The organism is Paenibacillus spongiae (genome assembly GCF_024734895.1).
Classification (GTDB): domain Bacteria; phylum Bacillota; class Bacilli; order Paenibacillales; family Paenibacillaceae; genus Paenibacillus_Z; species Paenibacillus_Z spongiae.
Map to the genome: position 1 here is coordinate 4,968,020 of NZ_CP091430.1, position 23,757 is coordinate 4,991,776.

26 protein-coding genes are annotated in these 23,757 nt (G+C 53.1%); 6 read left to right on the forward strand and 20 right to left on the reverse strand.

Annotated elements, in window-relative coordinates:
• The first annotated feature begins 94 nt into the window (after positions 1 to 94).
• The gene (locus tag L1F29_RS22620) at positions 95 to 1,237 is read left to right on the forward strand and encodes a THUMP domain-containing class I SAM-dependent RNA methyltransferase (RefSeq protein ID WP_258384302.1); all 1,143 of its coding nucleotides are present in this window, start codon (positions 95 to 97) and stop codon (positions 1,235 to 1,237) included.
• A gap of 95 nt (positions 1,238 to 1,332) precedes the next feature.
• Positions 1,333 to 3,303, forward strand: coding sequence for an LTA synthase family protein (locus L1F29_RS22625; protein ID WP_258384303.1), 1,971 nt, complete (start codon positions 1,333 to 1,335; stop codon positions 3,301 to 3,303).
• A 146-nt stretch (positions 3,304 to 3,449) separates the two neighbouring features.
• Here the strand turns inward: L1F29_RS22625 and L1F29_RS22630 are convergent, their stop codons facing one another.
• The 6 genes from L1F29_RS22630 to L1F29_RS22655 all read right to left on the reverse strand — a co-directional run bounded on the left by L1F29_RS22630 (position 3,450) and on the right by L1F29_RS22655 (position 9,044).
• The gene (locus L1F29_RS22630; RefSeq protein ID WP_258384304.1) at positions 3,450 to 3,752 is read right to left on the reverse strand and encodes an iron-sulfur cluster assembly accessory protein; all 303 of its coding nucleotides are present in this window, start codon (positions 3,750 to 3,752) and stop codon (positions 3,450 to 3,452) included.
• 97 nt (positions 3,753 to 3,849) lie between these two features.
• Positions 3,850 to 4,089, reverse strand: coding sequence for a hypothetical protein (locus L1F29_RS22635; RefSeq protein ID WP_258384305.1), 240 nt, complete (start codon positions 4,087 to 4,089; stop codon positions 3,850 to 3,852).
• A 72-nt stretch (positions 4,090 to 4,161) separates the two neighbouring features.
• Positions 4,162 to 5,373, reverse strand: coding sequence for a M14 family metallopeptidase (locus L1F29_RS22640; RefSeq protein ID WP_258384306.1), 1,212 nt, complete (start codon positions 5,371 to 5,373; stop codon positions 4,162 to 4,164).
• Positions 5,374 to 5,496: 123 nt separating this feature from the next.
• The gene (gene racE / locus L1F29_RS22645; RefSeq protein ID WP_309252330.1) at positions 5,497 to 6,306 is read right to left on the reverse strand and encodes a glutamate racemase; all 810 of its coding nucleotides are present in this window, start codon (positions 6,304 to 6,306) and stop codon (positions 5,497 to 5,499) included.
• A gap of 194 nt (positions 6,307 to 6,500) precedes the next feature.
• Positions 6,501 to 7,538, reverse strand: a complete 1,038-nt coding sequence (locus tag L1F29_RS22650; protein WP_258384308.1) for a copper amine oxidase N-terminal domain-containing protein — start codon at positions 7,536 to 7,538, stop codon at positions 6,501 to 6,503.
• 204 nt (positions 7,539 to 7,742) lie between these two features.
• Positions 7,743 to 9,044 (reverse strand): alpha-glucosidase/alpha-galactosidase, encoded by a 1,302-nt coding sequence (locus L1F29_RS22655; RefSeq protein ID WP_258384309.1) that lies wholly within the window; start codon positions 9,042 to 9,044, stop codon positions 7,743 to 7,745.
• 191 nt (positions 9,045 to 9,235) lie between these two features.
• Here L1F29_RS22655 and L1F29_RS22660 point away from each other — a divergent pair, with 191 nt between their 5' ends.
• Together L1F29_RS22660 and L1F29_RS22665 are read left to right on the forward strand one after the other, a co-directional pair.
• Positions 9,236 to 10,120, forward strand: coding sequence for an AraC family transcriptional regulator (locus L1F29_RS22660; RefSeq protein ID WP_258384310.1), 885 nt, complete (start codon positions 9,236 to 9,238; stop codon positions 10,118 to 10,120).
• Positions 10,121 to 10,135: 15 nt separating this feature from the next.
• A complete protein-coding gene (locus tag L1F29_RS22665; RefSeq protein WP_258384311.1) occupies positions 10,136 to 10,606 on the forward strand; it encodes a MarR family winged helix-turn-helix transcriptional regulator in 471 nt (156 codons plus the stop codon).
• Positions 10,607 to 10,700: 94 nt separating this feature from the next.
• On the opposite strand, the gene L1F29_RS22670 is transcribed toward L1F29_RS22665, so the two are convergent.
• The 5 genes from L1F29_RS22670 to L1F29_RS22690 all read right to left on the reverse strand — a co-directional run bounded on the left by L1F29_RS22670 (position 10,701) and on the right by L1F29_RS22690 (position 13,527).
• Positions 10,701 to 11,105 carry a YtxH domain-containing protein gene (locus L1F29_RS22670; RefSeq protein WP_258384312.1) on the reverse strand — a complete coding sequence of 135 codons (405 nt, stop codon included), beginning with the start codon at positions 11,103 to 11,105 and terminating at the stop codon, positions 10,701 to 10,703.
• Between the two features lie 109 nt (positions 11,106 to 11,214).
• The gene (locus L1F29_RS22675; RefSeq protein ID WP_258384313.1) at positions 11,215 to 11,697 is read right to left on the reverse strand and encodes a DUF948 domain-containing protein; all 483 of its coding nucleotides are present in this window, start codon (positions 11,695 to 11,697) and stop codon (positions 11,215 to 11,217) included.
• A 188-nt stretch (positions 11,698 to 11,885) separates the two neighbouring features.
• Positions 11,886 to 12,548: a helix-turn-helix transcriptional regulator gene (locus L1F29_RS22680; RefSeq protein ID WP_258384314.1), complete on the reverse strand. Its 663-nt coding sequence runs from the start codon at positions 12,546 to 12,548 to the stop codon at positions 11,886 to 11,888.
• 109 nt (positions 12,549 to 12,657) lie between these two features.
• Positions 12,658 to 13,095, reverse strand: coding sequence for a DUF86 domain-containing protein (locus tag L1F29_RS22685; protein WP_258384315.1), 438 nt, complete (start codon positions 13,093 to 13,095; stop codon positions 12,658 to 12,660).
• 144 nt (positions 13,096 to 13,239) lie between these two features.
• A complete protein-coding gene (locus L1F29_RS22690) occupies positions 13,240 to 13,527 on the reverse strand; it encodes a Dabb family protein (protein WP_258384316.1) in 288 nt (95 codons plus the stop codon).
• Between the two features lie 149 nt (positions 13,528 to 13,676).
• On the opposite strand from L1F29_RS22690, the gene L1F29_RS22695 reads away from it, so the two are divergent.
• Positions 13,677 to 13,931 (forward strand): hypothetical protein, encoded by a 255-nt coding sequence (locus tag L1F29_RS22695; RefSeq protein WP_258384317.1) that lies wholly within the window; start codon positions 13,677 to 13,679, stop codon positions 13,929 to 13,931.
• 88 nt (positions 13,932 to 14,019) lie between these two features.
• Here the strand turns inward: L1F29_RS22695 and L1F29_RS22700 are convergent, their stop codons facing one another.
• The 7 genes from L1F29_RS22700 to L1F29_RS22730 form a co-directional block, all read right to left on the reverse strand.
• Entirely contained in the window at positions 14,020 to 14,403 is a 384-nt protein-coding gene (locus L1F29_RS22700; protein ID WP_258384318.1) for a cytochrome C oxidase subunit II, read from the reverse strand.
• Between the two features lie 128 nt (positions 14,404 to 14,531).
• The gene (locus tag L1F29_RS22705) at positions 14,532 to 14,906 is read right to left on the reverse strand and encodes a YhjD family protein (RefSeq protein WP_258384319.1); all 375 of its coding nucleotides are present in this window, start codon (positions 14,904 to 14,906) and stop codon (positions 14,532 to 14,534) included.
• A gap of 72 nt (positions 14,907 to 14,978) precedes the next feature.
• Positions 14,979 to 15,371, reverse strand: coding sequence for a phage holin family protein (locus L1F29_RS22710; protein WP_258389776.1), 393 nt, complete (start codon positions 15,369 to 15,371; stop codon positions 14,979 to 14,981).
• 152 nt (positions 15,372 to 15,523) lie between these two features.
• A complete protein-coding gene (locus tag L1F29_RS22715) occupies positions 15,524 to 15,763 on the reverse strand; it encodes a hypothetical protein (RefSeq protein ID WP_258384320.1) in 240 nt (79 codons plus the stop codon).
• A 166-nt stretch (positions 15,764 to 15,929) separates the two neighbouring features.
• Positions 15,930 to 16,724 (reverse strand): SDR family NAD(P)-dependent oxidoreductase, encoded by a 795-nt coding sequence (locus tag L1F29_RS22720; RefSeq protein ID WP_258384321.1) that lies wholly within the window; start codon positions 16,722 to 16,724, stop codon positions 15,930 to 15,932.
• 29 nt (positions 16,725 to 16,753) lie between these two features.
• Entirely contained in the window at positions 16,754 to 17,920 is a 1,167-nt protein-coding gene (locus L1F29_RS22725) for a UxaA family hydrolase (RefSeq protein WP_258384322.1), read from the reverse strand.
• Positions 17,920 to 18,249 (reverse strand): UxaA family hydrolase, encoded by a 330-nt coding sequence (locus L1F29_RS22730; protein WP_258384323.1) that lies wholly within the window; start codon positions 18,247 to 18,249, stop codon positions 17,920 to 17,922. Before L1F29_RS22730 ends, L1F29_RS22725 begins: the two co-directional genes overlap by 1 nt.
• A gap of 129 nt (positions 18,250 to 18,378) precedes the next feature.
• Here L1F29_RS22730 and L1F29_RS22735 point away from each other — a divergent pair, with 129 nt between their 5' ends.
• On the forward strand, positions 18,379 to 19,404 hold the full coding sequence (locus L1F29_RS22735) for a LacI family DNA-binding transcriptional regulator (RefSeq protein WP_258384324.1): 1,026 nt from the start codon (positions 18,379 to 18,381) through the stop codon (positions 19,402 to 19,404).
• A 185-nt stretch (positions 19,405 to 19,589) separates the two neighbouring features.
• Here L1F29_RS22735 and L1F29_RS22740 read toward each other — a convergent pair whose 3' ends face one another.
• Positions 19,590 to 21,845, reverse strand: a complete 2,256-nt coding sequence (locus L1F29_RS22740) for a poly(ethylene terephthalate) hydrolase family protein (protein ID WP_258384325.1) — start codon at positions 21,843 to 21,845, stop codon at positions 19,590 to 19,592.
• Positions 21,846 to 21,927: 82 nt separating this feature from the next.
• The gene (locus L1F29_RS22745; RefSeq protein WP_258389777.1) at positions 21,928 to 23,733 is read right to left on the reverse strand and encodes an ABC transporter ATP-binding protein; all 1,806 of its coding nucleotides are present in this window, start codon (positions 23,731 to 23,733) and stop codon (positions 21,928 to 21,930) included.
• Positions 23,734 to 23,757: the final 24 nt, after the last annotated feature.

Below are 23,757 nucleotides of genomic sequence, written 5' to 3' on the forward strand. Positions count from 1 at the left end.
CGGATTGTAATTCATCCGGCGTTTGTCCTATACTTGATTGTATGATTTTAAGGGACCGGATACAACCGGAGATAGCGGAAGCGGAGTGATATTCATGAATAATTTGCAACTAATCGCCACAGCCCCTATGGGTCTTGAAGCCGTCGTGGCGCGAGAATTGAAGGACCTTGGCTATACGGAAACCAAAGTGGAGAACGGGCGGGTGACGTTCACGGGAGGGCTGGCGGATATTTGCCGCGCGAATTTATGGCTCCGCACCTCGGACCGCGTTCTGATCAAGATGGGTGAGTTCCCGGCGACCACCTTCGATGAATTATTCGAAGGCACCAAGGCGATCGAGTGGCCGGAATGGATTCCGGAAGACGGCGAATTCCCGGTTGAGGGCAGATCGCATAAATCCCAGCTTACAAGCGTTCCCGCTTGTCAGAGCATCGTCAAGAAAGCCGTTGTCGAGAAGATGAAGAGCGCCTACGGGACGGAGTGGTTCCCGGAGGATGGGCAGCGATACGTCATTGAAGTGTGGCTTCGCGACGACATCGCATTAATAACGCTCGATACGACAGGCCCGGGACTGCATAAGCGCGGCTACCGCAAGCTTGTGACCGAGGCTCCGCTTAAGGAAACGATGGCGGCCGCCATGATTCTGCTAAGTCGCTGGCGGCCTGAGCGCCCGCTGTACGATCCGTTCTGCGGTTCGGGAACCATCCCGATCGAAGCCGCCATGATCGGCTGGAATATCGCTCCTGGGCTCCGACGTACGTTCAACAGCGAAGGATGGCCGGTCATTCCTGCCGAGCTGTGGGAAGCAGCACGCGAGGAAGCGTTCGACGCGGTCAAGGACGATATCCCGCTTGCGATCGCAGGCTCCGATATCGACCCGAGCGCTATTGAGGTAGCGGAAGCCGCCGTGAAGAAAGCCGGATTCGCCCGCGATATCAAGCTTAGCGTTTTGCCTGTAGCCAAGGTAAAACCGGAGGGCGATTACGGCTGTATCATTACGAATCCTCCCTATGGGACCCGTCTGGGCGACGAGACCGAAGCGGAGAAGGCGCTGCGCCAGCTCGGGTATGCCGCCTTGTTCCTGCCGACATGGTCATTCTTCGCACTGAGCCCGTCCAAGTCGCTCGAGCAATATTTCGGCCGTTCAGCGGATAAGAAACGCAAGCTGTTCAATGGACGGATCGAATGCGCCTACTACCAATATTTCGGACCATTGCCTCCATTTTCACGCGGATGATTCGTCCGCAGAAACTTGAATTGATCATGGAGTAGACTATAATGGGATAAGACGTTTATTTACTTTTTGTAAACAGAGAAAGGAATTGACTTCATATGGCTGGACCGTTGCAAAACGCCCCCCGGGGCGTATTTAAACGGCTGAGTTCAATCGAGTTGCCGCTGTTCTTTGTCGTCATGCTGATTAAACTGTACATGTTCGACCGTTACGTTAACGTTCCGTACATGAAGATGGGTGTAGACGACTTTATTATCGCCATCGGCACATTGGCGCTTGTATCCTTCTGGACGATATGGCTTCCGAAACGGGGCCGGATTATCGCGCTTATCCTGCTGGATCTGATCCTCACCTTCGTCATCTATGCAGATTTGGTTTATTATCGTTACTTTCAGGATTTAATTACGGTACCGGTCTTAACGCAAGCCGGCCAAGTCGGCTCGCTCGGCGAAAGCATCGGCTCTCTGATGAAGCCGGTGGATATCTGGTTTTTCGTGGACTGGTTGATCCTAATTCCGCTAGCGTTCTATGTGCTGTTCCGGTTCAAGAAACCGGTCCGCTCGACGCTTTCCTTCGTCCCGCGCAACCGATGGCGGAAGGTCATAACCCGCCTCTCTCTCAGCTTGATCGTCTTCGCGGCCGGGATCGCACTCGTATTCGTACCGGTCAACATCGCGAAGAAGACATGGGCGTCGGGCTTGTTCGTCGGCAACTGGTGGAATATGTCGCTCTATAATGTTACCGGCGTGCTCGGCTTTCACGGCTATGATGTTTACCGGTATGCGAATCAGCATTGGTTCCAAAGCGGCGAAGCGCCTGCCGAGGAAGCGGCGGCCGCGAAGAATTGGTTCGAAGAACGCGGCAGCGTCCGGAAGCAGCTCGAATCCGACAAGCTGTTCGGCAAGTACAAGGGAAGCAACGTCATTCTCATTCAGCTTGAAGCCTTCCAGAACTTCGTTATCGGGCAGAAAATTAACGGACAAGAAGTCACGCCGAATATGAACAAGCTGATCGGCGAGAGCGTCTATTTCAATCGGTTCTATCATCAAACGTCGCAGGGTCGCACCTCGGATGCCGATTTGGCGGCCAACATATCGCTGCAGCCTCTGCAGTCAGGCTCGGTCTTTATTACCAACGCGCATAATCAATTCGACAGCCTGCCTGCCACGCTTAAGGACGAGGGGTATGCGGCAGCGGTATTCCATGCGTACGAGGGCGGGTTCTGGAACCGTAACAATATGTATGCCAACATGCAGTACGACTACTTCTACAACAAGAAAGATTTCCAGATGGACGAACCGCTTGGCTGGTCGCTTGGGGATGAATCATTCTTCCAGCAGTCCGTTGACGCGATGACCAAGGAGAAGCAGCCGTTCTATTCGTTCTTGATCTCCTTATCGAGCCATCACCCTTATTCGCTGCCGGCAAGCTATCAGAAGCTTAACGTCGGCGATATGCAGGGCACGATATTCGGCGATTATTTGCAGTCCGTTCACTATGTCGACAGCGCTCTGGGGCTTATGATCGAACGGCTTAAGAAGGAAGGGCTGTGGGATAACTCCATCTTCCTCTTCTACGGGGATCATGATAACTCGATTAATGATTGGGAGCCGTTCGAGAAATTTCTGGGCAAGCCGCTCACCGATATGGACAGGCAGCAAATATTAAAACAAATTCCATTCGTCGTTCACCTGCCGGACAGCGCGAATGCCGGTATCCGTAAGGAGGTAGGCGGTCAATTAGACATCGCGCCGACGATCCTGCACCTGCTCGGAATTAGCACCGCGGATAAGTACATGATCGGAACGCCGCTCATTATCGAGAAGCCTCTGGAAGGCAAGAAGGTCGTCTTCCGGAACGGCTCTTACACGGATGGCAGCGTATGGTATAAGCCTTCTCCTGACGGAATCGAAGCCAACAGCCAATGTCTAAGTGCGGACACGGGCGAGAAACTGGATTTGAACGCTTGTACAGGCGGAGGCGAGGAAGCCCGAACCGAAATCAATATGTCCGATCTCGTCATTAAGTATGACTTGATCCGGGAGTTCAGGAAACAGCAAAAGCCTTAGAGGACGACGGGCAGCCGCTTCAGAGTCTAGAGGCTGGGCTGCAAATGGCCGCCTGTCAACCGGATTTGCATATAGAGAAAACCCGCCGAAGCTCCGGCGGGTTTTCTCTATATCTGTCTGAAATCGTGTCTGCACGGCCTGTCCTATTAATGATCGCCGTGATTGCCCTTGGCAGGATTCGTAATGGCGAAGCCTTCTTCCGGCACATAGAAGTAATCGATCCGCACACCGTCGAGCAGATCCACGCCTTTCTCCAGCAGTACTTTAATGCCCTTATCGGTTTCGACCAATTCGTCCTTCTCGCCGGCATCATCGATGCCTAATCCATAGTGGGCGTGGTCTCCGTGCGAATGCGTAATGTATACCCGCAAGTATTTGCCTTCATTCTCGGGCTTGTCCAGCTCCGTTTGCAGCATCTTTGCAGCGTTACGTGATATTCTGCAATTCATATGTCCATCTCCCTTAAGTCTTTATCAATATGCTTTCATCGATGCTTCTTATTGTAAAGAAAGGCGGCGCAATGTTCAACTTATAATCATGTGAGAATTATCGAGATTGTCCGCCATATTTGCGTTCCATGTACCTCGTGTACCATTCCGCGGCAAGCATAGTAACCGCAATATCGTCGATGGGGAGAAACGGCAGCACATCGGGAAGCACCCAATACAGCAATACGGGAACGACGTAGACAAGCTTGTCCACCAGCCGCACTTCCTTAGCGGCAAGAAGCCGGAAGATCCGGACAAACACGTGACGCCAATGCTTCAGTGATAGTAATTTCCGCATGAGGAAGCCTCCTTTGTTGCTCTTATTATATCATACAGGGAGGCTTCGCATCACATAGGCCTTCGATGACTCTCAGACTTGCCCTGCCGCTTCCATTGCCGTAAGCAGAAGCGGACGGACCTCGTCGTACAAATCGTAAAAAGAATCGAGCGGCAGCGGGTTGACCCCATTGCCGATCTCAACCGTAAAGCCCGGCTTGCGGAATTCATAAATAAACCAGTCCTTATAGCCTGCATCGCTGCCTTTCAGTTTAACGGGCCTGTAGCCGCTCGCCTGAGCCAGCAGCTTGACGATGTTCACCGCTCCTTCCGGCTCGTAGCCGCGGTAATTCCAATAGATTTCCTGCCCTTGCGTATGCAGGGCAACCGCGAGATCGAAGCACTCATCGCGGGTGAAATCTGCGAGTGCTCTTGCCTCGGGCTCGCTAAGCGGCGCATGCCCGGGGTAATCCCGCGGTCCGGGTCCGTGCACGTCGCGGCGTTCTACCTCTTGATCCCAGAAAGCGGGGAATTGATCGTTCAAGTCGACACCGCGGGCATTGGCCTTCCACTTCGTAAATCGTGTCGATCCGCGATTCCAGCGGAGTAACTCCGAATAGTTCGGATGCCCTGGATGAAGCCCCTCTTGTGCAAGTTCAACGCCATCCGGATTGACAATCGGAACAAACCAGACCGTTACCTTCTTGAGCAAGGCACGGATATCCAATTCGCAAAGCTTATCGCCTTTATGGCATGCCGATGCTGCATCCTCCACGAACGTCATCAACAACGGTGCCGTAATCCATTCATTCGCGTGCATGGCTGCGTTCATATGTACCTTGATCGGTCCCTCACCCAGTTTAATGGCCATGATCGGCTTACCCAGCACACTCTCCCCTATTGCTCTGACGTGAATGAACGGATATTCGCGCTCCAGCAGGGCGATATCCCTCTGAAGCTCTCTGTGGCCGTATTCGGCTCTTGCGTCTATAATGCGCTTCCTTGCCCTCCCATGGATGTTCAACAGCTGGCCGGGCACGAGCCGCTTCAGGTCAAGGTGGGGATTAGCCGCCGATAGCGCTTGAATCGTGCAGCCGAACCGGTCCGCAAGACCGATAATGGTATCTCCCGGTTGAATGCAATAGATCGACTCTGTTCCATACGGAATGGCAAGAAGAATGCCGGGCACCATCGGCGTCATCGATGAAAGAGCCGGATTTGCGGCAAGCAGGGCATGAACGTTTATATCGAACCGCCTGGCAATGCGCAGCAGCGTGTCACCGCTCTGAACCATATAAGGATGCATGGCCGACCTCCTTAGCTATATAGTCACAAGGTATGCGCGCCATTCAAGCTGCATGACAAGGGACAAACACAATAAAGAGCGCTTACTCCCGGCAGGGAGCCTGGCGCTCTGTATGGTTCGTCTTTATCCGATTTGCGGGACCTGCCAGACAACCGGCGTCAGCTCGATCTGCTCGCCGAGCCACTGCTCTGCAATGCGCTTGAATATACGCGGATCTCCGCTGCACAGAAACTGATGGACAGGAAGGTCTTCATTAAGCGCCAGCTTGTTCTTGTCATGGAGAATCGCGCTGATCTCCCTAGCCGTTTCGTCTGCCGAGCTGATCAACGCCACATTATGGCCCATGACTTCGGATATCGTGTCCGATAGGAATGGATAGTGCGTGCAGCCCAGAATAAGCGTGTCAATTTGATAACCTCTTAGATGGTCGAGCTCCCTGTGAACCGTCTGCAGCGTTTCCGCGGAGCGGAAATTCCCCTTCTCGACCAGGGGCACGAACGCCGGACAGGCTTCGCTTATCACTTTTATATGCGGTGAAAGCTCCTTCAATACTTGCTCGTATGCACCGCTTCGAATGGTGCCTTCGGTTCCGATTACACCGATAACTCCCGTCTGGGTCCGGCCGATTGCCGCTCTCGCGCCAGGTTGAATGACCCCAACGACCGGCACATCCACGAGGGAGCAAATATCTTCCAGCGCAACCGCTGTTGCTGTATTGCACGCGATAACGACCATTTTAGGACGGTATTGAATCAAATAATCGACGATTTCCCGTGTGAAACGAACGACTTCTTCCGCTGGCCTCGGTCCATATGGAGTTCTGGCCGTATCGCCGAAGTAAATAACCTTCTCTCGCGGAAGCTGGCGCAAAACCTCCTTCACGACGGTCAGGCCGCCTACGCCGGAATCCAGTACTGCTATCGGTTGTTGCACACACACACCGCTTTCTAGAACGTTTTGTCAGAACTTCAAACTTCAATAGAATATGATGACTCGCATTGAAATGTACCTGTATCAACGTCAAAGATTCACCGATTGTCGTATGAACGGAAAAGAGCCGGTACCTCTAACGAGGTTCGGCTCCCATAATCTTTGATGGGCCGTACTATTGCACATTATTGCAATGTCTATGCATCCGGTTGGATGACGATTTTCCATGCAAGACCGATTGGCGGCAAGCTCTTCGTCAATTCAGGACCATGGAATCCGATAACGCGCGCCCCTTTCACCAGCATCGCGGCGTCCGCTTTATCGCCGTTTATCGTCTCGATGACAGCATCCCTCCCGATCCGAAGGTTCACTTCACGCTGCGAATCTTCACTAAGCGCCTCGCCCTTCACAACGATCGATAGCACGCCTTCTTTCGATGTCGACACTGCCTCGATCCTGCCTGCTGTCGCCAGCATCTGAGCTGCTTCTGTACGCGTCTTCACCTTCAGTTCGTACAGCAGCGCCTGAGGCGGCAAGCTGTCGGTAGCTTCCGAAGTGTGTACAGCTTGGACACGCATGCCCAGCAGCAGATCGCTCCACTTCACCTCTTTGCCGTTCACGTCCGAGATCTTGGACTTCTCGCCGATATTCAGGATCAAACCCTTCGCAGCAGTTCCGTTGATATGGATTTGACCTTTGCCGTCCTTGATCTGAATGCCGGTGACGATCCCTTCCGTCGTCATCGACTCCTCCTCTTCCGGGGTTGTAATCGTAACCTGATTGTCTTTGCGGTCTACCACTGCATGTAATACAAGCGATGCGAACGTATCCGGCACATAAACCTTGCCGTTGGTCCTGGCCTCCGGGGCGATGCCCAGCTCGATATGCTTCTTGGCGAACGAATAACGGTCCACGCCGGGCTTCAAGCTTGTCCACTGCGGGCCGTTAACGAGCTCTACGGATCCCGTCTTCGCGTTCCACGTAACGTTATAGCCCAATGCCGTCGCCAGCGCACGCAGCGGAAGCATGACGGTCTTCGCGTCTTTATTCAAATAGCCAGCATCGGCCAGCTGCATTCCATTCACAGAAAGAATATGGTCAAACGATGGTTTCCCTAACTGTACGTTTGCGACTTGCTTGCTTGGTTGACCGCCTGCATATGCGAAGCTGGCCGCTCCCGTTACCATCATTGCTGCGGCAAATGCTGTAATTGCGACCCGGCTGTTCTTTTTCATATGCTCTCCTCCAGATAATGGTCACTGCAATGATTCTTCCCCATTCCGCTTCCTTACTTCGTTCCGATTATATAGACTAGACGACTCAAATAGCTTTAAGGTTGCACCCGGTGGTTTTCGCCTCATTATCTATTAACTTTGTAGCTCGAAAAAAAACAAGCTGCCGGTCCTCTTGACCGTAACAGCTTGTCTACTTCGAACGATTTAGTTATACTTTGGCAGCCAGTCGCCATGCGCTTCGATCAAATCGTCGCACATCGCTACGATGTCGTCCATCGACAGCTCTGCAGCCGTGTGCGGATCCAGCATTGCAGCATGATAAATATGCTCGCGCTTGCGCGTGATCGCCGCTTCAATCGTCAAGAGCTGCGTATTGATATTCGTCCGGTTCAACGCAGCCAGCTGCGGCGGAAGCGCGCCAACATACGTAGGGTTCACGCCGGAACGGTCAACAAGACATGGCACCTCGACGCAAGCCTCGCGAGGCAGGTTCGAAATGAGTCCGCCGGTGTTCATGACATTGCCGCCGATTTTGAACGGTACGTTCGTCTCAATGGCCTCCAGAATATAGGAAGCATACTCATGCGTACGCTCGTGGGTAAGCTCCGCGTTGTTAATGAGCGCTTCCCTGCGGTTGTTCCAGTCGGCAATCTGGTTCACACAGCGCCGCGGATACTCGTCCAGCGGAATGTTAAACCGTTCGATAAGCTCCGGATAGTTGCGTTTAATGAAGTAGGGGTGGTACTCCGCATTATGCTCGGAAGATTCCGTAATATAATAGCCGAATTTGAGCATCATCTCGAGGCGGACCATATCCCAATGTTGTTCCTTCTGTTTCTCCTTGGCGCGGCGCTTGATCTCCGGATAGAGGTCCACCCCGTCCTTGGAAACTTCGAGCAGCCAAGCCATATGGTTAATGCCTGCGATCTTGGATTTGACGCCTGTTCTATCCATGCCCAGGTTGTCGAACAGACCTTGTACGCACACTTGAACGCTATGGCACAGGCCTACGGTTTCTACGCCGCCGTAGGTGTTCATCACGTTCGTCAGCACGGCCATCGGGTTCGTATAATTGAGGAATAGCGCATCCGGACAGACTTCACGGATATCGCTGGCGAAATCCAGCATAACCGGAATGGTGCGCAAATTCCGGAACAACCCTCCGATGCCGACCGTATCGGCAATCGTTTGGCGAAGACCGTATTTCTTCGGAATTTCAAAGTCTGTAATCGTACAAGGATCATAGCCGCCGACTTGGATGGCGTTAATGATATATTTGGCGCCGCGAAGCGCTTCCTTGCGGTCGCTATAAGCTTTTATCACGCAAGAGCTTTCGCTCGTTCTATGAATGTTTCTGAGCATCGTTTCCGATTCTTTCAGGCGCTCGGGATTAATATCGTAAAGCGCGATTTCGAACCCTTGCAGCGCAGGGGTCAGCATGCAGTCACCTAAGACATTTTTCGCAAAAACGGAACTTCCTGCACCGATGAACGTAATCTTGGACATCTTCATCCTCCTCGTCATTGCACCGCAAGTAAGCGGTTAACATGACCTAAATATAAGGGAAGAGAAGGGAAGGCGACTAGGCGAAAAAGTGAGTTGCATATGTACATTTGTAGTTTTATCGGATAGGCTTAAGATAACCTGTCGATCGTCTTACCTAATCTATTATTCATTTGGTGGAGGATTATTGCGCCATGCTGGATCATGTCTACTTCAAAATCGGTGTCAACACATTACCTGCACAAGGGGAGCTGTCCGTACTGTTCAGCGGGCAAGCGAAGCCTCTCCCCTCCCATCAAATCGGACCGGCCGTACACGACTACTACCTGGTGCATACCGTCATGTCCGGATACGGCACCTTTGAAATTGAAGGCAAGCGTTATGACTGCAAGCAGGGAGATACGTTCATCATCTTCCCTGAAGTGCTCTTTACCTATGCAGCGGATCGTACATCACCCTGGTCCTACAGGTGGGTAGCATTCAAAGGTCCATTGGCTCAGCCGCTTCTGGGCAGAATAGGAATTACACCGTCCGAGCCGGTCGTCTGCGTACGCAATCTGCGGACCGTCACCCGCCTGTACAGGGATCTGGAGCGAGCGTTTCAGGGCTCCGATTATCCGGAGCTATCCGACCTTGAGGCCAGCGGATTGCTTCGGCTTCTGCTGAAGGAATTCGGTTCCGATAATACGGAGAAGCTGGCCTTCGATACACTTGAGACCGTACCCGACATCGAGCGGCAAATTCAGCAGGCCATTCGATTGCTATCCCTGCAGTACGCCCAGCCGGTTTCCATTGAAGATTTGTCCCGTACATTAGGATATCACCGCATGCATCTGTCAAGAATGTTTAAACAGGCAACCGGGCTGTCGCCGATGAAGTTTCTGCTGAAGATTCGAATGGAACGGGCCGTCGATCTGCTCACGGGAAGCAGCCATCTATCGATCGATCATATTGCATCGTCTATCGGGTATGCGGACCCTTCCTATTTCTCGAAGCAGTTTCGTAAATGCTTCGGCGTATCTCCAACAGAATACCGTCTGAATCAACAGATGCTTTGCCCGGCCCATAATCATTCTTAAGAGGTGTTTAACTAAATGACTGAACATTATGCAGAGGATAACGAGGAACTTATGAATATTGCCTACTCGGAGCGGTTTCAACGCGCGTTCTCTCTGATCAACCGCAAGCTCAATGGCGTGATCACACAGCAGCTCGAGGAGGGATTAACAGGACCGCAATGCTACATCCTGAAGCTGATTATGGAAAAGGGGCACGCTACAACCTCTCAGCTTGCTGAACGGATGGAAGTGAAGCCGAGTGCGATCACGGTCATGATTGAACGGCTTGTCCAGAATGGGTTCGTGGAACGAAATCCTGACGCGAATGACCGGAGAGTCATCCAGTTGCAATTAACGGAAAGCGGGAAGCATGCGATCTTCAAGGTCCGTCAGCAATACCATTCGATTCTATCCCGGCTCTTCCATGAGTCGGATATCGAGGACCGCGAAGCCTTCATCGGCTCATTCGAACGTATCGCGCAAGCGGCGTCCAAGCTGAACGATTAATCCTCGTCAGCGGTATGCCATTTTTTGTGATGATCCGGAAGAAAGAGAAAAAGGCAATGCCTCCTGATAGCATCGCCTTACTTGCCAGTTCCAATTAAGTCGTTAGCTGCAGCTCCGTCTCTTCCTTCTGGTTATCCTCGGACAGTTCGACTGTTTCTTCGATGGCATTCAAGCTGACCAGTGTTTGCGAATCTTCCTCGTCCGCTCCGCCGCGCCAGCTGCGCACCGTGCCGATTATGCTGCCTGCCGCATCCTTCGCTTTCACGGCAGCTTGAGATGCGCCGCTGCCGACCTGCTTCACAATCCGGCTCGTCGTCTCTCCCACCTGTCCTGCAATCCTCACAGTCGTCTCACCGACCTGTTGCGCACCGTCAGCAATATCCTGCCGAAGCTCGCGGCCAGGTTTTGGCGCAAGCAGAAGTGCGGTCACAGAGCCGATAATTCCTCCTGCCAATGCGCCAAACAAGAAGCTTTTCGTTGAATTTCGGTTTGCCATCATCGATCTCTCCTTATCTGCAACCATTAATTAGACTCATCTTGCGCGGAGCAGTTATTGGTTCCTCGTCGCCTTCATCGATCCAGGCCGGTCTCGCGCAGGAGTCTGGTTGTCATTCTGTAGTATCGTGCCCTTCGTCATACTTGGAACATGCAGAGGAACGGGTTTCTTTTCGCTTCGATTGCCAAAATTGCCAGGCCGCATAGCCGACTTCAGCGATATCCAGCGCCTCTGCGATCTGTTTCCGGTATTTACCGCCATGCTCCGTGTGATTGATCGCGTGTTCGGATAACGCGGCGGACAACCGGTTTACGGTTGCCGACACTTGTTCGGCCGATTCACCTATGCTTCTGGCAGCATCGAATAGCCGTGCCGTTCCTTCCAGCTGCCGCTGCACAGTCCGAATCGTATCAGCCGCCGGCCCCACGAGACTGCATACCTGTGCAGTCATCTCCCCGGTGCTTTGCTGGAGCGCTTCCGCTGACTCCATTAATCGGGCAAGCTTGCGGTCAGCCGCTCTTAACCACAGCAGCACGCCGCCAACCAGCATGACGAATGCCGCGACAAACGCCGCCTGAAGCCAAATTGTTATCATCCCCTGTTCCCCCTTCCGAATGTCCTCTAGACGAATGCCCAATTCGTATTGACATTATAAGCAGCATGGGCTTGACCTGACACAACCGATGCCGATTTAAATTTTCCGGCGGCCCCTATTCGATAGAAAAGGCTGACCATATAGCGAATTACTCCGCTTTACGGTCAGCCTTATCTTATTGGTATGATTCAGATATCTTGGATTACGTAGCTGCACTTTCCTCCGCCCTTGGCCAAACATTCGGTTCGTTCGACCTTCGCGTCCAGCAGCTCTTCGAACAACGCTAATTCGCAGCGGCAAGCTTGCTGGTAATGCATCGCAACTTGGGCGATCGGACAGTTATATTCATGTAGAACGAACGTATCTTCATGGGCCTCCAGCTTAACCATATAGCCGCCGTCATTCTGAATAGCGGCCAGCTCCTCCACTTTCTCGCCCAGATTCTTCCCTTCCATCCTGGACGCATACCGCTCCAGCAGCTTTTGTTTGCGACCCGTGAACAGATGATCGACGAGCTCAGCCGTATCGGCATCAGCGGACAATTGATGCAGGAAATCAAGGGTAAGCACCTTATAGTTCTGTGGAAACATTCGTTCCGCCTGGTCTGTTAAACCGTACATATGCGTCGGTCTTCCCATTGCCTGCCGAACGACAGTGGGTCGAATGAGTAGGTCGCGTTCCAGCGTATTCAGATGTCTGCGGACGGCCATTTCGGTTATTTGCAGCTCTTTCGCCAGCTCGCCGGCATTCATCTGGCCCTTTGTCTTCAGCAGCAGCAGTATCGTGTGTCTCGTCGATCCTTCCTGCCGAACAAACGGTTCGCTCGTGAACGTTTCACCTAATCGTTTCAAACCCATCACCACCTTGCGCCTCTTTGCATGGCTTATTAATAGGACAATTGTATCCTATTTTGAAGGGTTCGTAAATCGACAAATGGCGGTACCTGTCCGCGAAAGCCGCCTATGATGGCCGCTCCTCGCCCAACTCCTGCAGCAAATAGGCTTCTACTGCGGACTTGAAGGCGGACAGCGTCTCAGGCAGCACCTGCGTCAGCGGATGCAGCGCTTCACGTGTCCATTCGTAATAATCCTGCACCAGAGGACGGCGCAGCCGAACGAGCTCCAGCAGCGTCACCTTTAACGGTTCGGGAAATACGTTCTCGCCGGCGATGATCTCGATGATATCTTCATAACTGCTCGCATCCCTCATAATAAATCCGTCAATAAGGTAGCTCCCGACATCGGTGACCGTTTCAACCGCCAAGTGCAGCGCCCGTTCCTGAGACAAGCCCTGCAGCAAGCTGCCGTTCCAAGACTTGGCAAGCGTGGTTAACGCCTCGGCGATGTCTGGAATGACCGCCAGCCGAATCGATATTTGTTCGCGATTTACATAGTACACTCGCTAAGACACCTGCCTCTTATATACTAAGACTTCTTTTTCTTGGCTTTGCGCTTAAGCCACATGGTCATTACAATACAACTGATGATAATAACGAGCAAATAAAACAGCATTTCATAGACATCACGCATGAGTCGCTACCGCCTAGCTCTCGTAATCAACGCTGACAGACGCTTCGCGCACCTGCGACATATGCTCGATTACTTTTTGATGTTCCGGATGCACTTGATAGGCTGATAGCGCCTCCATCGATTCGAATTTGGTTACGAGCGCTATATCGTATGAGCGTTCCGAGTGCAGAATGTCGGTTCCGACCTCGATGGAAATAAGTTCGTCAATCTTGCCTTCCATATTCCGGAGCACCTGTACCGTTTGGGCTACCTTCTCAGGACTGTTGTCTTTCAGTTTGAACATTACGATGTGTGTAATCATGTCAGTTCGTCGCTCCTTTTTGGTTTTCATAAGTATGGCTCGTCCAGCGGACATACTTCCATGCGTCCGCATGATGAACGTCCTTTTGTCACATAATAACCTAAGCTGCTGTTACTCGGCAATCTTCAGTAAAGGGGAATCGCAAACAAATGCGCTATCCGGTAACGATCGTCGCCACGCTCTTCGGACTGGCTCTGTGCCTTTATAATTATTCGGGATTCGACCCGCACAATATGGTGTTCTTCATGTTAAGCGTCCCGGCATGGTTCGTGGAGTTCTTCATCGACGTACATCAAGTGAATGTGCTGCTGATGTACGTTCTTACCGTCGCCTCGTGGGCGTTAATCGGGTACATCTGCGATCGGATGATTGCCAAAAGCCGTCAGCGGAGACGTTCTTACTAAAGCGTCAAGAATAGCTCCATGTGCCCGGCTATCATGAAAATGGCGGCTAAGTCAAAAAAGGAGCCCTTCAATCAGGCTCCTTCCTTGTTTATTCCACGATAATAACGGATTTCATATCCCCGTGACCGACACCGCAGCCAACGGAACAGTGCATTTCGAAAGTACCGGCTTCATCAAAGGTTACTTCTTGCTCCATCTTGTCGTCTTTAAGATCGATGCCCAGATCCGGGATGGCCAGACCGTGCACGCCGCTCTTATTCACAAGCTTCAGCTTAACCTTGTCGCCCTTCTTCACCCTATATTCTTTCTCTCCGAATGTGAAATCCGCGTTGGCTTCCACTTTAAGCAGCGTTACGCCTGGTGGCAATGATGCCGCTTCATCAACCGGTTTCCCAGGAAGTTCGTTCGTCACCAAATAAATGCCCAAAATCGAAGCCGCTGCAAACACGACGAACATAATCCACTTGTACATTACTGCTTGCTCCCCTTTGTCATCAAAATGTCTACTTCCTATATTACCTAAGATGGTCCGATTATCTCAACCTTAAACTAGTCAAACCTGTGAACTTTTTTTGTTTATTTGACAAATTGATGAACGTTTCAACCTTTCAAATGCGATTTGAGCATCCGTTCCGCTTCCGAACGGACGTAGCTCCAAATCAGGGAGAATGAGTGTTCATAGCCCCGGCACAGATAACGGGCCGTTAATCCGTCCGTCCCGGCCGTCTCGTCGTATATGCGGATACCGCTTTCGCGGAACTGCTTGCGAAGCGCGGCAAGCTCCAGCAGAACCCGGTCCTGAAGCCCTCTGAGCATCGATTCGTATAGACGCGGAAGCTTAGTGGGAGATGCTCCGACAACTCGAATATCATGATTCAGAATCCGCATTGTCATCCCAAGCAGGACGTACCGTTTCACAAGCTCCAGCTCTTTACCAATCTGTACAGGCGGCTGGGTATTCATATCCACGGCCATATACAACCCTCCAAAATAAGAACATTTGTTCTCATTATAACGGATGAGGATGGCCGTTGCAACCTCTCATGGTCACGATTTCTTTTTTTTAAGCACCTCTATGAATTCGCGAAGGCGGTCCGGCAGCGGAACGCCGCTGCGGCCCAAATTTTCGGTAATGGAAATCAGCTCGTTGGCCAGGTAAAAGTAGATCGAGGCTCCCATCACCATATCATCGGACACTAACAGCATGTCGATCCGATGCGCGAGGATAATGACAAGCAGCATAAGCCCTTTCTTCGCCAGTCCCCATGAGCCGACTTCGCTGCTCAGTCCCTTCTTCTCCCTAATGGCTGCGATAACGCCCGTCACGTAATCGATTCCCATTGCAGCTAGAAGCAGTGTTAACGATTCCGGCCAGATTCCGAATGAAAATGCGAGAATCGAGCCTATTACTGCAGCTGCCGAGCAAGTAATAAAATGCATCACGGCGACAACCCTCCTCATGTAAGATAGAATATCTTATTCGAAGAGGCGACAGGTTGTCCGTTCGGTTGTACCGGGAGAAACGCACAAACACTGTCAGACTGCACGGCTAACGGGTAATAAATTATTGAGAATAAACCCGCCGAAGTGCTTCAGCACGATATCCGTTTAAAAACGGGATTGAGCCATCGCATACCTTCGACGTTGTCGACTGGGATGAATGTACTCTGCTCCTTCAGCTTGAAGGCGAACAAGCCGTCAATCTCTTCCGTCAGCTGCGGCTCTCCGTTCTGTTTCCACGTTCTTGTCGTCGTTCTGACAGACGGCAGGAGCACGGTCTTCGCCTGCTCGTTACAATGCGCTACGAACCGCTGCATGTTCAGCGGTTCCATCGAGCTGACCCTTCTCATTTGGTCCCTGATGTTATAGAGCAGGCTCGATTGCTGTGAACCTCTCTGCGGCTTTAGCTGCGGTCGCCAGAAAATACAAAAAAAAGCCAGCTCCGATATAAATACATCCGGAAGCCGGCATCTGTTCAAATACATTTGAGACAACTCATTACCGTTCCAATTCGTCTTGAGGCTGAGCCGCTTTCACAGTCAAGCCTCCGTCTACCATCAAGAGATGTCCGTTTACCTGCATCGCTTCTTCGGAAGCCAGGAAGACGACCGCATCTCCAATTTGCCGCGCCGTGCCCAGCCGCTTCATCGGATTGGCTTCAATTTCCTTGCGGCGGATTTCGTCGTCGCCAAGGTAATCGGTACACATATCCGTATCTACCGTGCTTGGTCCGACCGCGTTGACATTAATGTTGAATGGTCCCAGCTCGATCGCCATCCCTTTTGTCAACATATGGGCGGCCGCTTTCGAGGACTGGTAGTGCGGAATGACCGGGCTCGTCACAACAAGGCTTGCCGTGGAGAGCACGTTGACGATTTTGCCGGAGCGGCGTTCTCTCATGGATGCCGCAGCCCGCTGCGAGCAGAGGAAAATCGATTTCACGTTCGTATTGTACGTGCGGTCCCATGTCTCCTCCGTAATTTTCATGAAGGATTCGAATGGAGCGATGCCGGCATTGTTCACAAGGATATCGACATGTCCAAGCTGGCTCTCCACCTCGTCAAACATCCGCAGCACTTGTTCCTTGCTGCCGACATCCGCCTGCACGACGATTGCGCGCTTGCCAAGCGCTTTCACTTTCTCGGCGACCGCTTCCGCCTTCACGCGGCTGGAATCGGATGTATAATTAATCGCTATGTCCGCCCCTTCTTCAGCGACACGGATGACGATCGCTTCGCCGATGCCTCTGCTGCCCCCGGTAACGAGTGCGATTTTATTTTGTAGTCTGCCCATTGATTCGATCTCCTTTAATCCCTCGCCGATTACAAGCTCGGTCCGATTCGGTTAATGCTGAACTCCTGATGTCCGAGAATTTCCGCTTTGGTCAGCTTACCGCTGGCGACTTCTACGATTTCATCCCAAATACGCTCGCCAGCCTGTTCGACGCCCGAGGTGCCGTCCAGAATCTGGCTGACGTCCACATCCATGTTGTCTGACATGCGCGCGAACATTAATTTGTTGCCCGTAATCTTCACTACCGGCACGACTGCGGCGCCAGTCGGCGTGCCGCGTCCTGTCGTGAAGCAGACCAGGTGGACGCCGCTTGCCGCCATACCCGATACGCATTCAATGTCATTCCCGGGCGAATCCATGAAATAAAGGCCCTGGCCCGGAATCGGATCTGCGTATTCGAATGCACCCATCATCGGCGATGTGCCGCATTTGCTAATACAGCCAAGCGACTTTTCCTCGATTGTCGTAAGGCCGCCCGCTATGTTGCCAGGGCTTGGATTGCCGCCGCGCATATCCGCCCCCATCCGTTCCACTTCCCGTTCGAACCGGTTGACGAAAGCATAGAGCTGCTCGGCAACCTCCGGTGTCGCGCAGCGCTGCGCCAAGACATGCTCCGCGCCGATAATCTCCGTCGTCTCGCTGATCACGACCGTCCCGCCCTGCTCGATCAGCAGGTCGGACGCCACGCCGAGAGCGGGGTTCGACGCCATGCCGGAGGTAGCGTCCGAGCCGCCGCACTTCACGCCGATGCGCAGCTTGGCAGCCGGAATCGTCTCTGGCGCAAGCAGATTAAGCTCATTGCGCATCCCGCGGGCGAGCTCCACGCCTCGTTGAATCGCTTTCACAGATCCGCCCGTTTCTTGTATGTCGATCACCTCGACACGCTTGCCTGTCGTGCGGATGTCGTCAGCGAGCGCATATGGATCTACGACTTCGCAGCCGAGGCTAATAATTAATACCGCGCCGACATTCGGATTCTTGCCCGTTCCCGCCAGCGTGGCGAATGTCCGGTCCTTGTCCGCTCCGATTTGGCTGCAGCCGTGCTGATGCGGGATCGCAACGGTATCCGGTACGAGCTGCGTAATGCGTGTACATACCTGATTCGCGCATATGACGGTCGGAATAATGAGCAGATGATTGCGAATGCCATAATCTCCGTTGGGGCGTAAATAGCCTTGAATGCGAATCTCGTTCATCAGTTCGTCACCTTCCCCTGAACGGCTTGGTCGCCGCGGCCTCGAATGCCTTCCACATTATGAACGTGCACATGCTCGCCCAATTGAATCGCCATCGTGGATTGACCGATGACTTCCCCGTACTTGCGGACATGGGTTCCAGCTTCCATCGGGCGGATGGCCAGCTTATGCCCAAACGGAATATCATTCAATACATGTACACTAGCAACATCATGGCCGGAACGGTATTGGATCGTCTCTCCGGCAGTTAAATCACGCAATGCGGTAGCAACGTCGTCCTTCGGGTCTACAACCAGCGCGTCGGCGCCTGTTTCAATGACATGTGCCAATTAACTATCACCTCTTAGGGTTATCGATAACTCTAAACTAACAGCTGACCGCATTGCTGTCAAGTCAAGTTTGCGCTATGATGATAAGGCAAGAAATATCCTTAAACAGACCGGAGTTTGAGAAATCCCATGGTGACCATATATGATATAGCCAAGAAAGCCGGCTGCTCGGCGATGACGGTTTCAAGAGTTATCAATAACACAGGACGGATCAGCGCCGACACACGCAAACGGGTATTAAGCATTATGCAAGAGATGAACTACGTGCCGAATTCTATGGCCCGAAGTCTTGTCAAACAGGAGACGCGTATCCTTTCGCTGCTCATTGCCGATATTACGAACCCCTTCTACACCTCGCTTGCGCGCGGAGCCGAAGACGCCGCCAGACAGCTGGGTTACCGTCTGCTGCTGGCTAACAGCGACGAAAGCATCGACAAGGAGAAGGAGTATATCGAAACCGTCCTGTCCGCAAGAGTGGACGGGGTATTATTTGCTCCGGCCGGCGACGATTCCCTGCCGAATCTGCAGAAGCTGAAGAAGCAAGATTTGCCGATCGTGCTGCTCGACCGGGAAGTGCCCGGAATCGAATGCGATATGGTTCTGGGAGACAGCAAGGACGGAGCCAAACGGCTTACCGAACATCTGATCTCGCTTGGCCACCGCCGCATAGCGCTGCTCAACGGAGCGTCCACGGTCTCGACCGCGCGGTTAAGAAGAGAAGGCTATGAGGAAGCGCACAAGCTGCATCATCTGCCGCTCCGTCCCGACTACTTGACCGAAGCGAATTACCGCATGGGCGTTACGGATTCGCTCATGGAGCGATTAATGCAGATGCCGGAGCCTCCTACCGCGCTGTTCGCTGCGAACAACTTCCTTGCGCTCGGCGCCATTCGGGCTCTTCTGAACAAGGGCTATCGGGTTCCGGAGGATCTGTCGGTCGTCTGCTTCGATGAGCTCGAGGCGGGCTTCGTCGTCGACCCGTTCATGACCGTCGTTGCACAGCCTGCCTACGATTTCGGCTATATGGGCATTCAGATGCTTGTCGACCGCATCCAGGACAAGGCACCAGCAGGCTGGCGCAAAATAATGCTGCCGTCTGAGCTGCATGTACGAAAGTCGAGCAAAGAGGCCCGTTTCTCGTTCAAACATGAGTAGCAATACGCAAGATATTCAGCCGCAAACACCGTTAACCGTTTACGAATCCGGTCTCTGTACTGGATCTGTAAGGCTAATGGTGTTTTGTTTGCCCCGTTCCATAATGGGAATATAGGAATGGTCTTGCATCAGAGCGTTTCATCGCTCTCAGCAAGACCATTCGATGCCATATTAGATAAGGATAGTTAATCGGTAAAGCCGATGTCGTCCAGCATGATCTTTCCGGGTCCGCCCTGCAAATGGAACGTGACCGCAGCCAGCTCGCTCGCCTGCAGCGAAAATCCGGCCTGCTCGAAACGTTCCAACGGCAGCCGGTAGGTTTGAAACACAGGCTCGGTCGATTCTTTATACTTCCCGTCCTTGATCCGCCTTTCCATCCACGATGCAATCGTAAACTCGGTGCTGGGAGGAGATCCGACCGGCATAAACTCCGTCAGCGGAAGCGTTACGCGCGATCCATCGAGCGTCTCGAGCTCGACCTCCACGTCCGGATGCGGAACGAACTCAGCCCCCTCTTGCCATATATCCCGCTCCAGGTTTGCCAGCGAGAAACTGAACACGGTCCGCTCGTGCCTTGCAAGCCGGTTCCGAAAGATATCCGACAAGGCGATGGTGTAAGAACCGCTCTGCCCCTCGTCCCACTCCAGCGTGACGCCACGCGTCCCCTTACTCTGGCGTTCCCGGTCAAGCGCATCCGATTCCGTCCATTGGACACCCTTGGCCTCAACCTTGCTTTTGCCCGATACGGCGGTTTTATCCCGATCCTCATCGAAACGGGCCAGATCCGTGAAGCGGCCGCTCTCGAACCGGTTCACGTAAGTCGCTTCCGGCAGCCAGTCACTGCCCTTTCGGTAGTCCTGAAACAACTCCACATAGGCCTTATTACCGTTCAATGCCGCCTCCAGAAAAGCGGAAACGTAAACCTTGGCCGCCTCCCGCTGATCCTCAGGGTCCATCATCTCCCGGTTGAGCAGCAGCCCGCCCGGCAGACTGTCGTCCATCGAGCCCCAGCTCGTATTGAACAGGCTATGATTCGCCTCGCCAATGTACAAGGACGCTTTGAACCGGTCCGAGTCGGAACGAAACGAGGTCCGCATATATTGACGGTCGCCATAGAAATTGTTGACATCTCCGTCCATCGCACCTTGAATGGTCAAATAATACGTGTCCTTGAGTACCGCCGATGTTTTGTCGACCTGCTTATCCGTTGGAGCGATGGCGACTACTGCTTGTATGCCGACATCGTCCAATCCTTCCAGCGTTTCGTCCGATGCGAACCATCTGTTGCTGTCGGCGGCCATGGCGGCTGCCTGTCCTCCGCGGGAATGGCCGATCATGGCCACCCGGTCCAGATCGATGCGGTTATATAGCGGCGTTTCTTCTTGCTCGTTGTAATCCGCCAGCTGCTGCACATGCTTCAGCATCATCCATGCGCGGACCTTCATGTCCTGATTCGGAATTCCGCCCCATACCGAATAATTGAGAAAATTCTCGTCTACGGAAACGGTGATGAACCCCCGGCTGGCAAGCAGTTCCCCGAGATAGGCATATCCGGTATCGGAGAATTGCTCCATAAGGTGATTGCCGTGTACGATGAGCACGAGCGGGAACGGACCATCGCCCTCCGGCATCCATACGCGCCCGTTAACCGGAAGCTCTTTCTCGTCGAAGCCCCAGAATAACGAGCGGATCCAAGACCACCTGGTGATGTAGGCGGAAGCGTCGACACTGTCCGAAATCAAATCCGCGTCCCGCGCAAACTCATCGCGGTGGCGATCATTCCCGCTCCCATAGGTAAAGTCCTGTACGTCGTATGCCCCGGGAGCAGCCGGGTTATCCAGCGCCAGCGGAACGACCGGAGCAGATGCGGTATCGGACGTCGCAAGAGCCGGAATCGCCGTATCGTCCTTGCCCTTGTCCGTAAAGATAACGAACGCCAGGAGCAGAACGGCCGCCGTCGTCAGCGCGGATAGCTTGGTCGTCGCACTCCAGCGCGGATGTAGAAATGCGGCCAGGATCAGACCGAGCAATGCACCCGAGAGCGTCAGAATCACGGCAAGAATCACAGATACGTACAATCCCATGTCGGCATAATATAGAATCGTATATAGAATAAGTCCGGAATAGATGAAACTGCCTGCAAAGAAACGCGGAACCGGTACGTACATCAGCGATAAAATAAAAGCGGCGGCTCCTCCTCCGATCAGCATGGCGATTGTGCCGAGCAGCCCAGCCGTAAAGGTATCGAACATGATGCCCAGCCCGGTCGGCATGCCAAGCGCAGTAACGACAAGCGATGCGGCGTACACGGCCCAGATGCCGATCACCGAATTGCGCCAGAAGGGCGTATCTCCGTCCAGCGTCGTCAGCGTCCGGCCGATCAGCCAGTCCCAGAAGCGGTGTAAGCCGCTGCGAACATTAACCCTCACATTTATATTCATGAATGTCTCTCCAAACTTTCTCCAAGAATAACGGCATTAAAATCTGTCGTAACAGCTTCTCTTGATTATACGACGATATGAGCTAGCCGGCACTCTGAAATTGTTTGGCAACGAGATTGCGGTAAAATCCATGCGCCTCCATGAGCTGATCGTGAGTGCCTCTTTCCATGATGCGGCCTTCATTGATGACCAGGATTTGATCGGCATCGCGGATCGTGCTCAGACGATGGGCAATCACGAAGCTGGTGCGCCCTTTCATGAGCGTCTTCATTGCTTCTTGAATGTGCATCTCGGTTCGGGTATCCACGCTGCTCGTCGCTTCATCCAGGATCAAGATCGCCGGGTCGGCAAGAATCGCTCTGGCGATCGTAACGAGCTGCCGCTGGCCATGACTGAGATTGCCCCCTTCCGAAGACATGAGCGTATCGTAGCCGCCCGGCAGCTTGCTTATAAATCCATCCGCATTCGCCAGCTTGGCGGCTGCGCGAATCTGCTCGTCGGTGGCATCAAGCTTGCCGTAACGGATATTTTCACGAATCGTATCGGTGAATAGATAGGCATCCTGCAGCACGATCCCGAGCTGTCTCCGCAGACTTTGTTTATCCAGCGAGCGGATGTCCTGCCCGTCTATCGTAATGCTCCCGTCCCCGATTTCATAGAAGCGGGTAAGCAGATTGATAATCGTTGTTTTCCCAGCGCCTGTCGGTCCGACAAGAGCAATCATATCGCCCGTCTTAGCCGTGAAGGAGATGTCGGACAGAATCGGAGCATCGCCGTAACCGAATGTAACATTTTGAAAAACGACCTCTCCTGCGGCCGTCTCCGTCAGCCGCTTCCTTCCATTGCCCGCGAATTCCGTCTCCGTGTCGATCGTTTCGAATACCCGCTCCGCACCGGCAATGCCGGACTGAATCAAGTTGTACTGGTTGGCAAGCTCGTTGACCGGTCCGCTGAACTGGCGTGAATAATTAAGAAAGCTGACGATGACGCCCACCGTCGTATAACCGCGGTAAGCCAGCCATCCGCCCGCTACAGCCAACACAATAAAGCTGAAGTGGTTCATCATGTTCATGAGGGGACCCATCGTGCCCGATAAGACCTGCGCCTTCGTTCCCGCTTGCGCAAGCTTGTTATTGACGGCTTGAAAGCGCTCCGCGGACTTCGCTTCCCGGTTATACATCTTGACAACCTTCTGACCGGAAATCGTCTCCTCAATATAGCCGTTCAATTCCCCCAGATACTGCTGCTGCTCTCTAAAGTAGGTTTTGGTCCGTTTGGCGATTTGCTTCGCCAGGAGCATGACCAGCGGAATCGTCACCAGCGCGACTAGCGTCAGCCACATGTTGAGCAGCAGCATTAATGTAAGCGAGCCGACAAGCATGAAGGTGCTGTTAATAAGCTGCATCAGGCTCTGATTGAGCGTGACCGAGACGTTATCGATATCGTTCGTCGTCCGGCTCATCAATTCGCCGTGCGTCGTTCGATCGAAGAACCGGAGCGGCAGCTCTTGCAGATGTGCAAACAGATCCCGCCGCATTTCCCATACCGTACGCTGAGCAACCCCTGACATGACATAAGTCTGCAAATACGATACGACGCTTCCTGTTACATATACCGCCAATAGTAGTACGCATAGGCCGGCCAGACCGCCGGCATCCTTCTTCAGAATAAAGTCGTCTACCGCCTTGCCGATCAGATAAGGTCCGGTCAATGTCAGGCCCGCTCCCAGCGCAACTAGGAGGAATACGGCAACGAGGCCTTTCTTCTGAAGACTCAAGTAGCCCCAGATCCGCTTCAATGCAGCAGCCGTGTTCTTCGCTCTGACTTTAGGCGCCGTCCCTCTCCCCCGTCCCGGGCCGAACAACGGCGGAACCGGCGCCGGTTCCATCTTCTTCCCTTCTCCATCATGCGG

What these genes read in the sequence shown, in the direction of transcription:
- L1F29_RS22620 (WP_258384302.1), top strand. Translation starts at nt 95, where the DNA reads ATGAATAATTTGCAACTAATCGCCACAGCCCCTATGGGTCTTGAAGCC.
- L1F29_RS22625 (WP_258384303.1), top strand. Translation starts at nt 1,333, where the DNA reads ATGGCTGGACCGTTGCAAAACGCCCCCCGGGGCGTATTTAAACGGCTG.
- L1F29_RS22630 (WP_258384304.1), bottom strand. Translation starts at nt 3,752, where the DNA reads ATGAATTGCAGAATATCACGTAACGCTGCAAAGATGCTGCAAACGGAG.
- L1F29_RS22635 (WP_258384305.1), bottom strand. Translation starts at nt 4,089, where the DNA reads ATGCGGAAATTACTATCACTGAAGCATTGGCGTCACGTGTTTGTCCGG.
- L1F29_RS22640 (WP_258384306.1), bottom strand. Translation starts at nt 5,373, where the DNA reads ATGCATCCTTATATGGTTCAGAGCGGTGACACGCTGCTGCGCATTGCC.
- L1F29_RS22650 (WP_258384308.1), bottom strand. Translation starts at nt 7,538, where the DNA reads ATGAAAAAGAACAGCCGGGTCGCAATTACAGCATTTGCCGCAGCAATG.
- L1F29_RS22655 (WP_258384309.1), bottom strand. Translation starts at nt 9,044, where the DNA reads ATGTCCAAGATTACGTTCATCGGTGCAGGAAGTTCCGTTTTTGCGAAA.
- L1F29_RS22660 (WP_258384310.1), top strand. Translation starts at nt 9,236, where the DNA reads ATGCTGGATCATGTCTACTTCAAAATCGGTGTCAACACATTACCTGCA.
- L1F29_RS22665 (WP_258384311.1), top strand. Translation starts at nt 10,136, where the DNA reads ATGACTGAACATTATGCAGAGGATAACGAGGAACTTATGAATATTGCC.
- L1F29_RS22670 (WP_258384312.1), bottom strand. Translation starts at nt 11,105, where the DNA reads ATGATGGCAAACCGAAATTCAACGAAAAGCTTCTTGTTTGGCGCATTG.
- L1F29_RS22675 (WP_258384313.1), bottom strand. Translation starts at nt 11,697, where the DNA reads ATGATAACAATTTGGCTTCAGGCGGCGTTTGTCGCGGCATTCGTCATG.
- L1F29_RS22690 (WP_258384316.1), bottom strand. Translation starts at nt 13,527, where the DNA reads ATGATTACACACATCGTAATGTTCAAACTGAAAGACAACAGTCCTGAG.
- L1F29_RS22695 (WP_258384317.1), top strand. Translation starts at nt 13,677, where the DNA reads ATGCGCTATCCGGTAACGATCGTCGCCACGCTCTTCGGACTGGCTCTG.
- L1F29_RS22700 (WP_258384318.1), bottom strand. Translation starts at nt 14,403, where the DNA reads ATGTACAAGTGGATTATGTTCGTCGTGTTTGCAGCGGCTTCGATTTTG.
- L1F29_RS22705 (WP_258384319.1), bottom strand. Translation starts at nt 14,906, where the DNA reads ATGGCCGTGGATATGAATACCCAGCCGCCTGTACAGATTGGTAAAGAG.
- L1F29_RS22710 (WP_258389776.1), bottom strand. Translation starts at nt 15,371, where the DNA reads ATGCATTTTATTACTTGCTCGGCAGCTGCAGTAATAGGCTCGATTCTC.
- L1F29_RS22715 (WP_258384320.1), bottom strand. Translation starts at nt 15,763, where the DNA reads ATGGAACCGCTGAACATGCAGCGGTTCGTAGCGCATTGTAACGAGCAG.
- L1F29_RS22720 (WP_258384321.1), bottom strand. Translation starts at nt 16,724, where the DNA reads ATGGGCAGACTACAAAATAAAATCGCACTCGTTACCGGGGGCAGCAGA.
- L1F29_RS22725 (WP_258384322.1), bottom strand. Translation starts at nt 17,920, where the DNA reads ATGAACGAGATTCGCATTCAAGGCTATTTACGCCCCAACGGAGATTAT.
- L1F29_RS22735 (WP_258384324.1), top strand. Translation starts at nt 18,379, where the DNA reads ATGGTGACCATATATGATATAGCCAAGAAAGCCGGCTGCTCGGCGATG.
- L1F29_RS22740 (WP_258384325.1), bottom strand. Translation starts at nt 21,845, where the DNA reads ATGAATATAAATGTGAGGGTTAATGTTCGCAGCGGCTTACACCGCTTC.
- L1F29_RS22745 (WP_258389777.1), bottom strand. Translation starts at nt 23,733, where the DNA reads ATGGAACCGGCGCCGGTTCCGCCGTTGTTCGGCCCGGGACGGGGGAGA.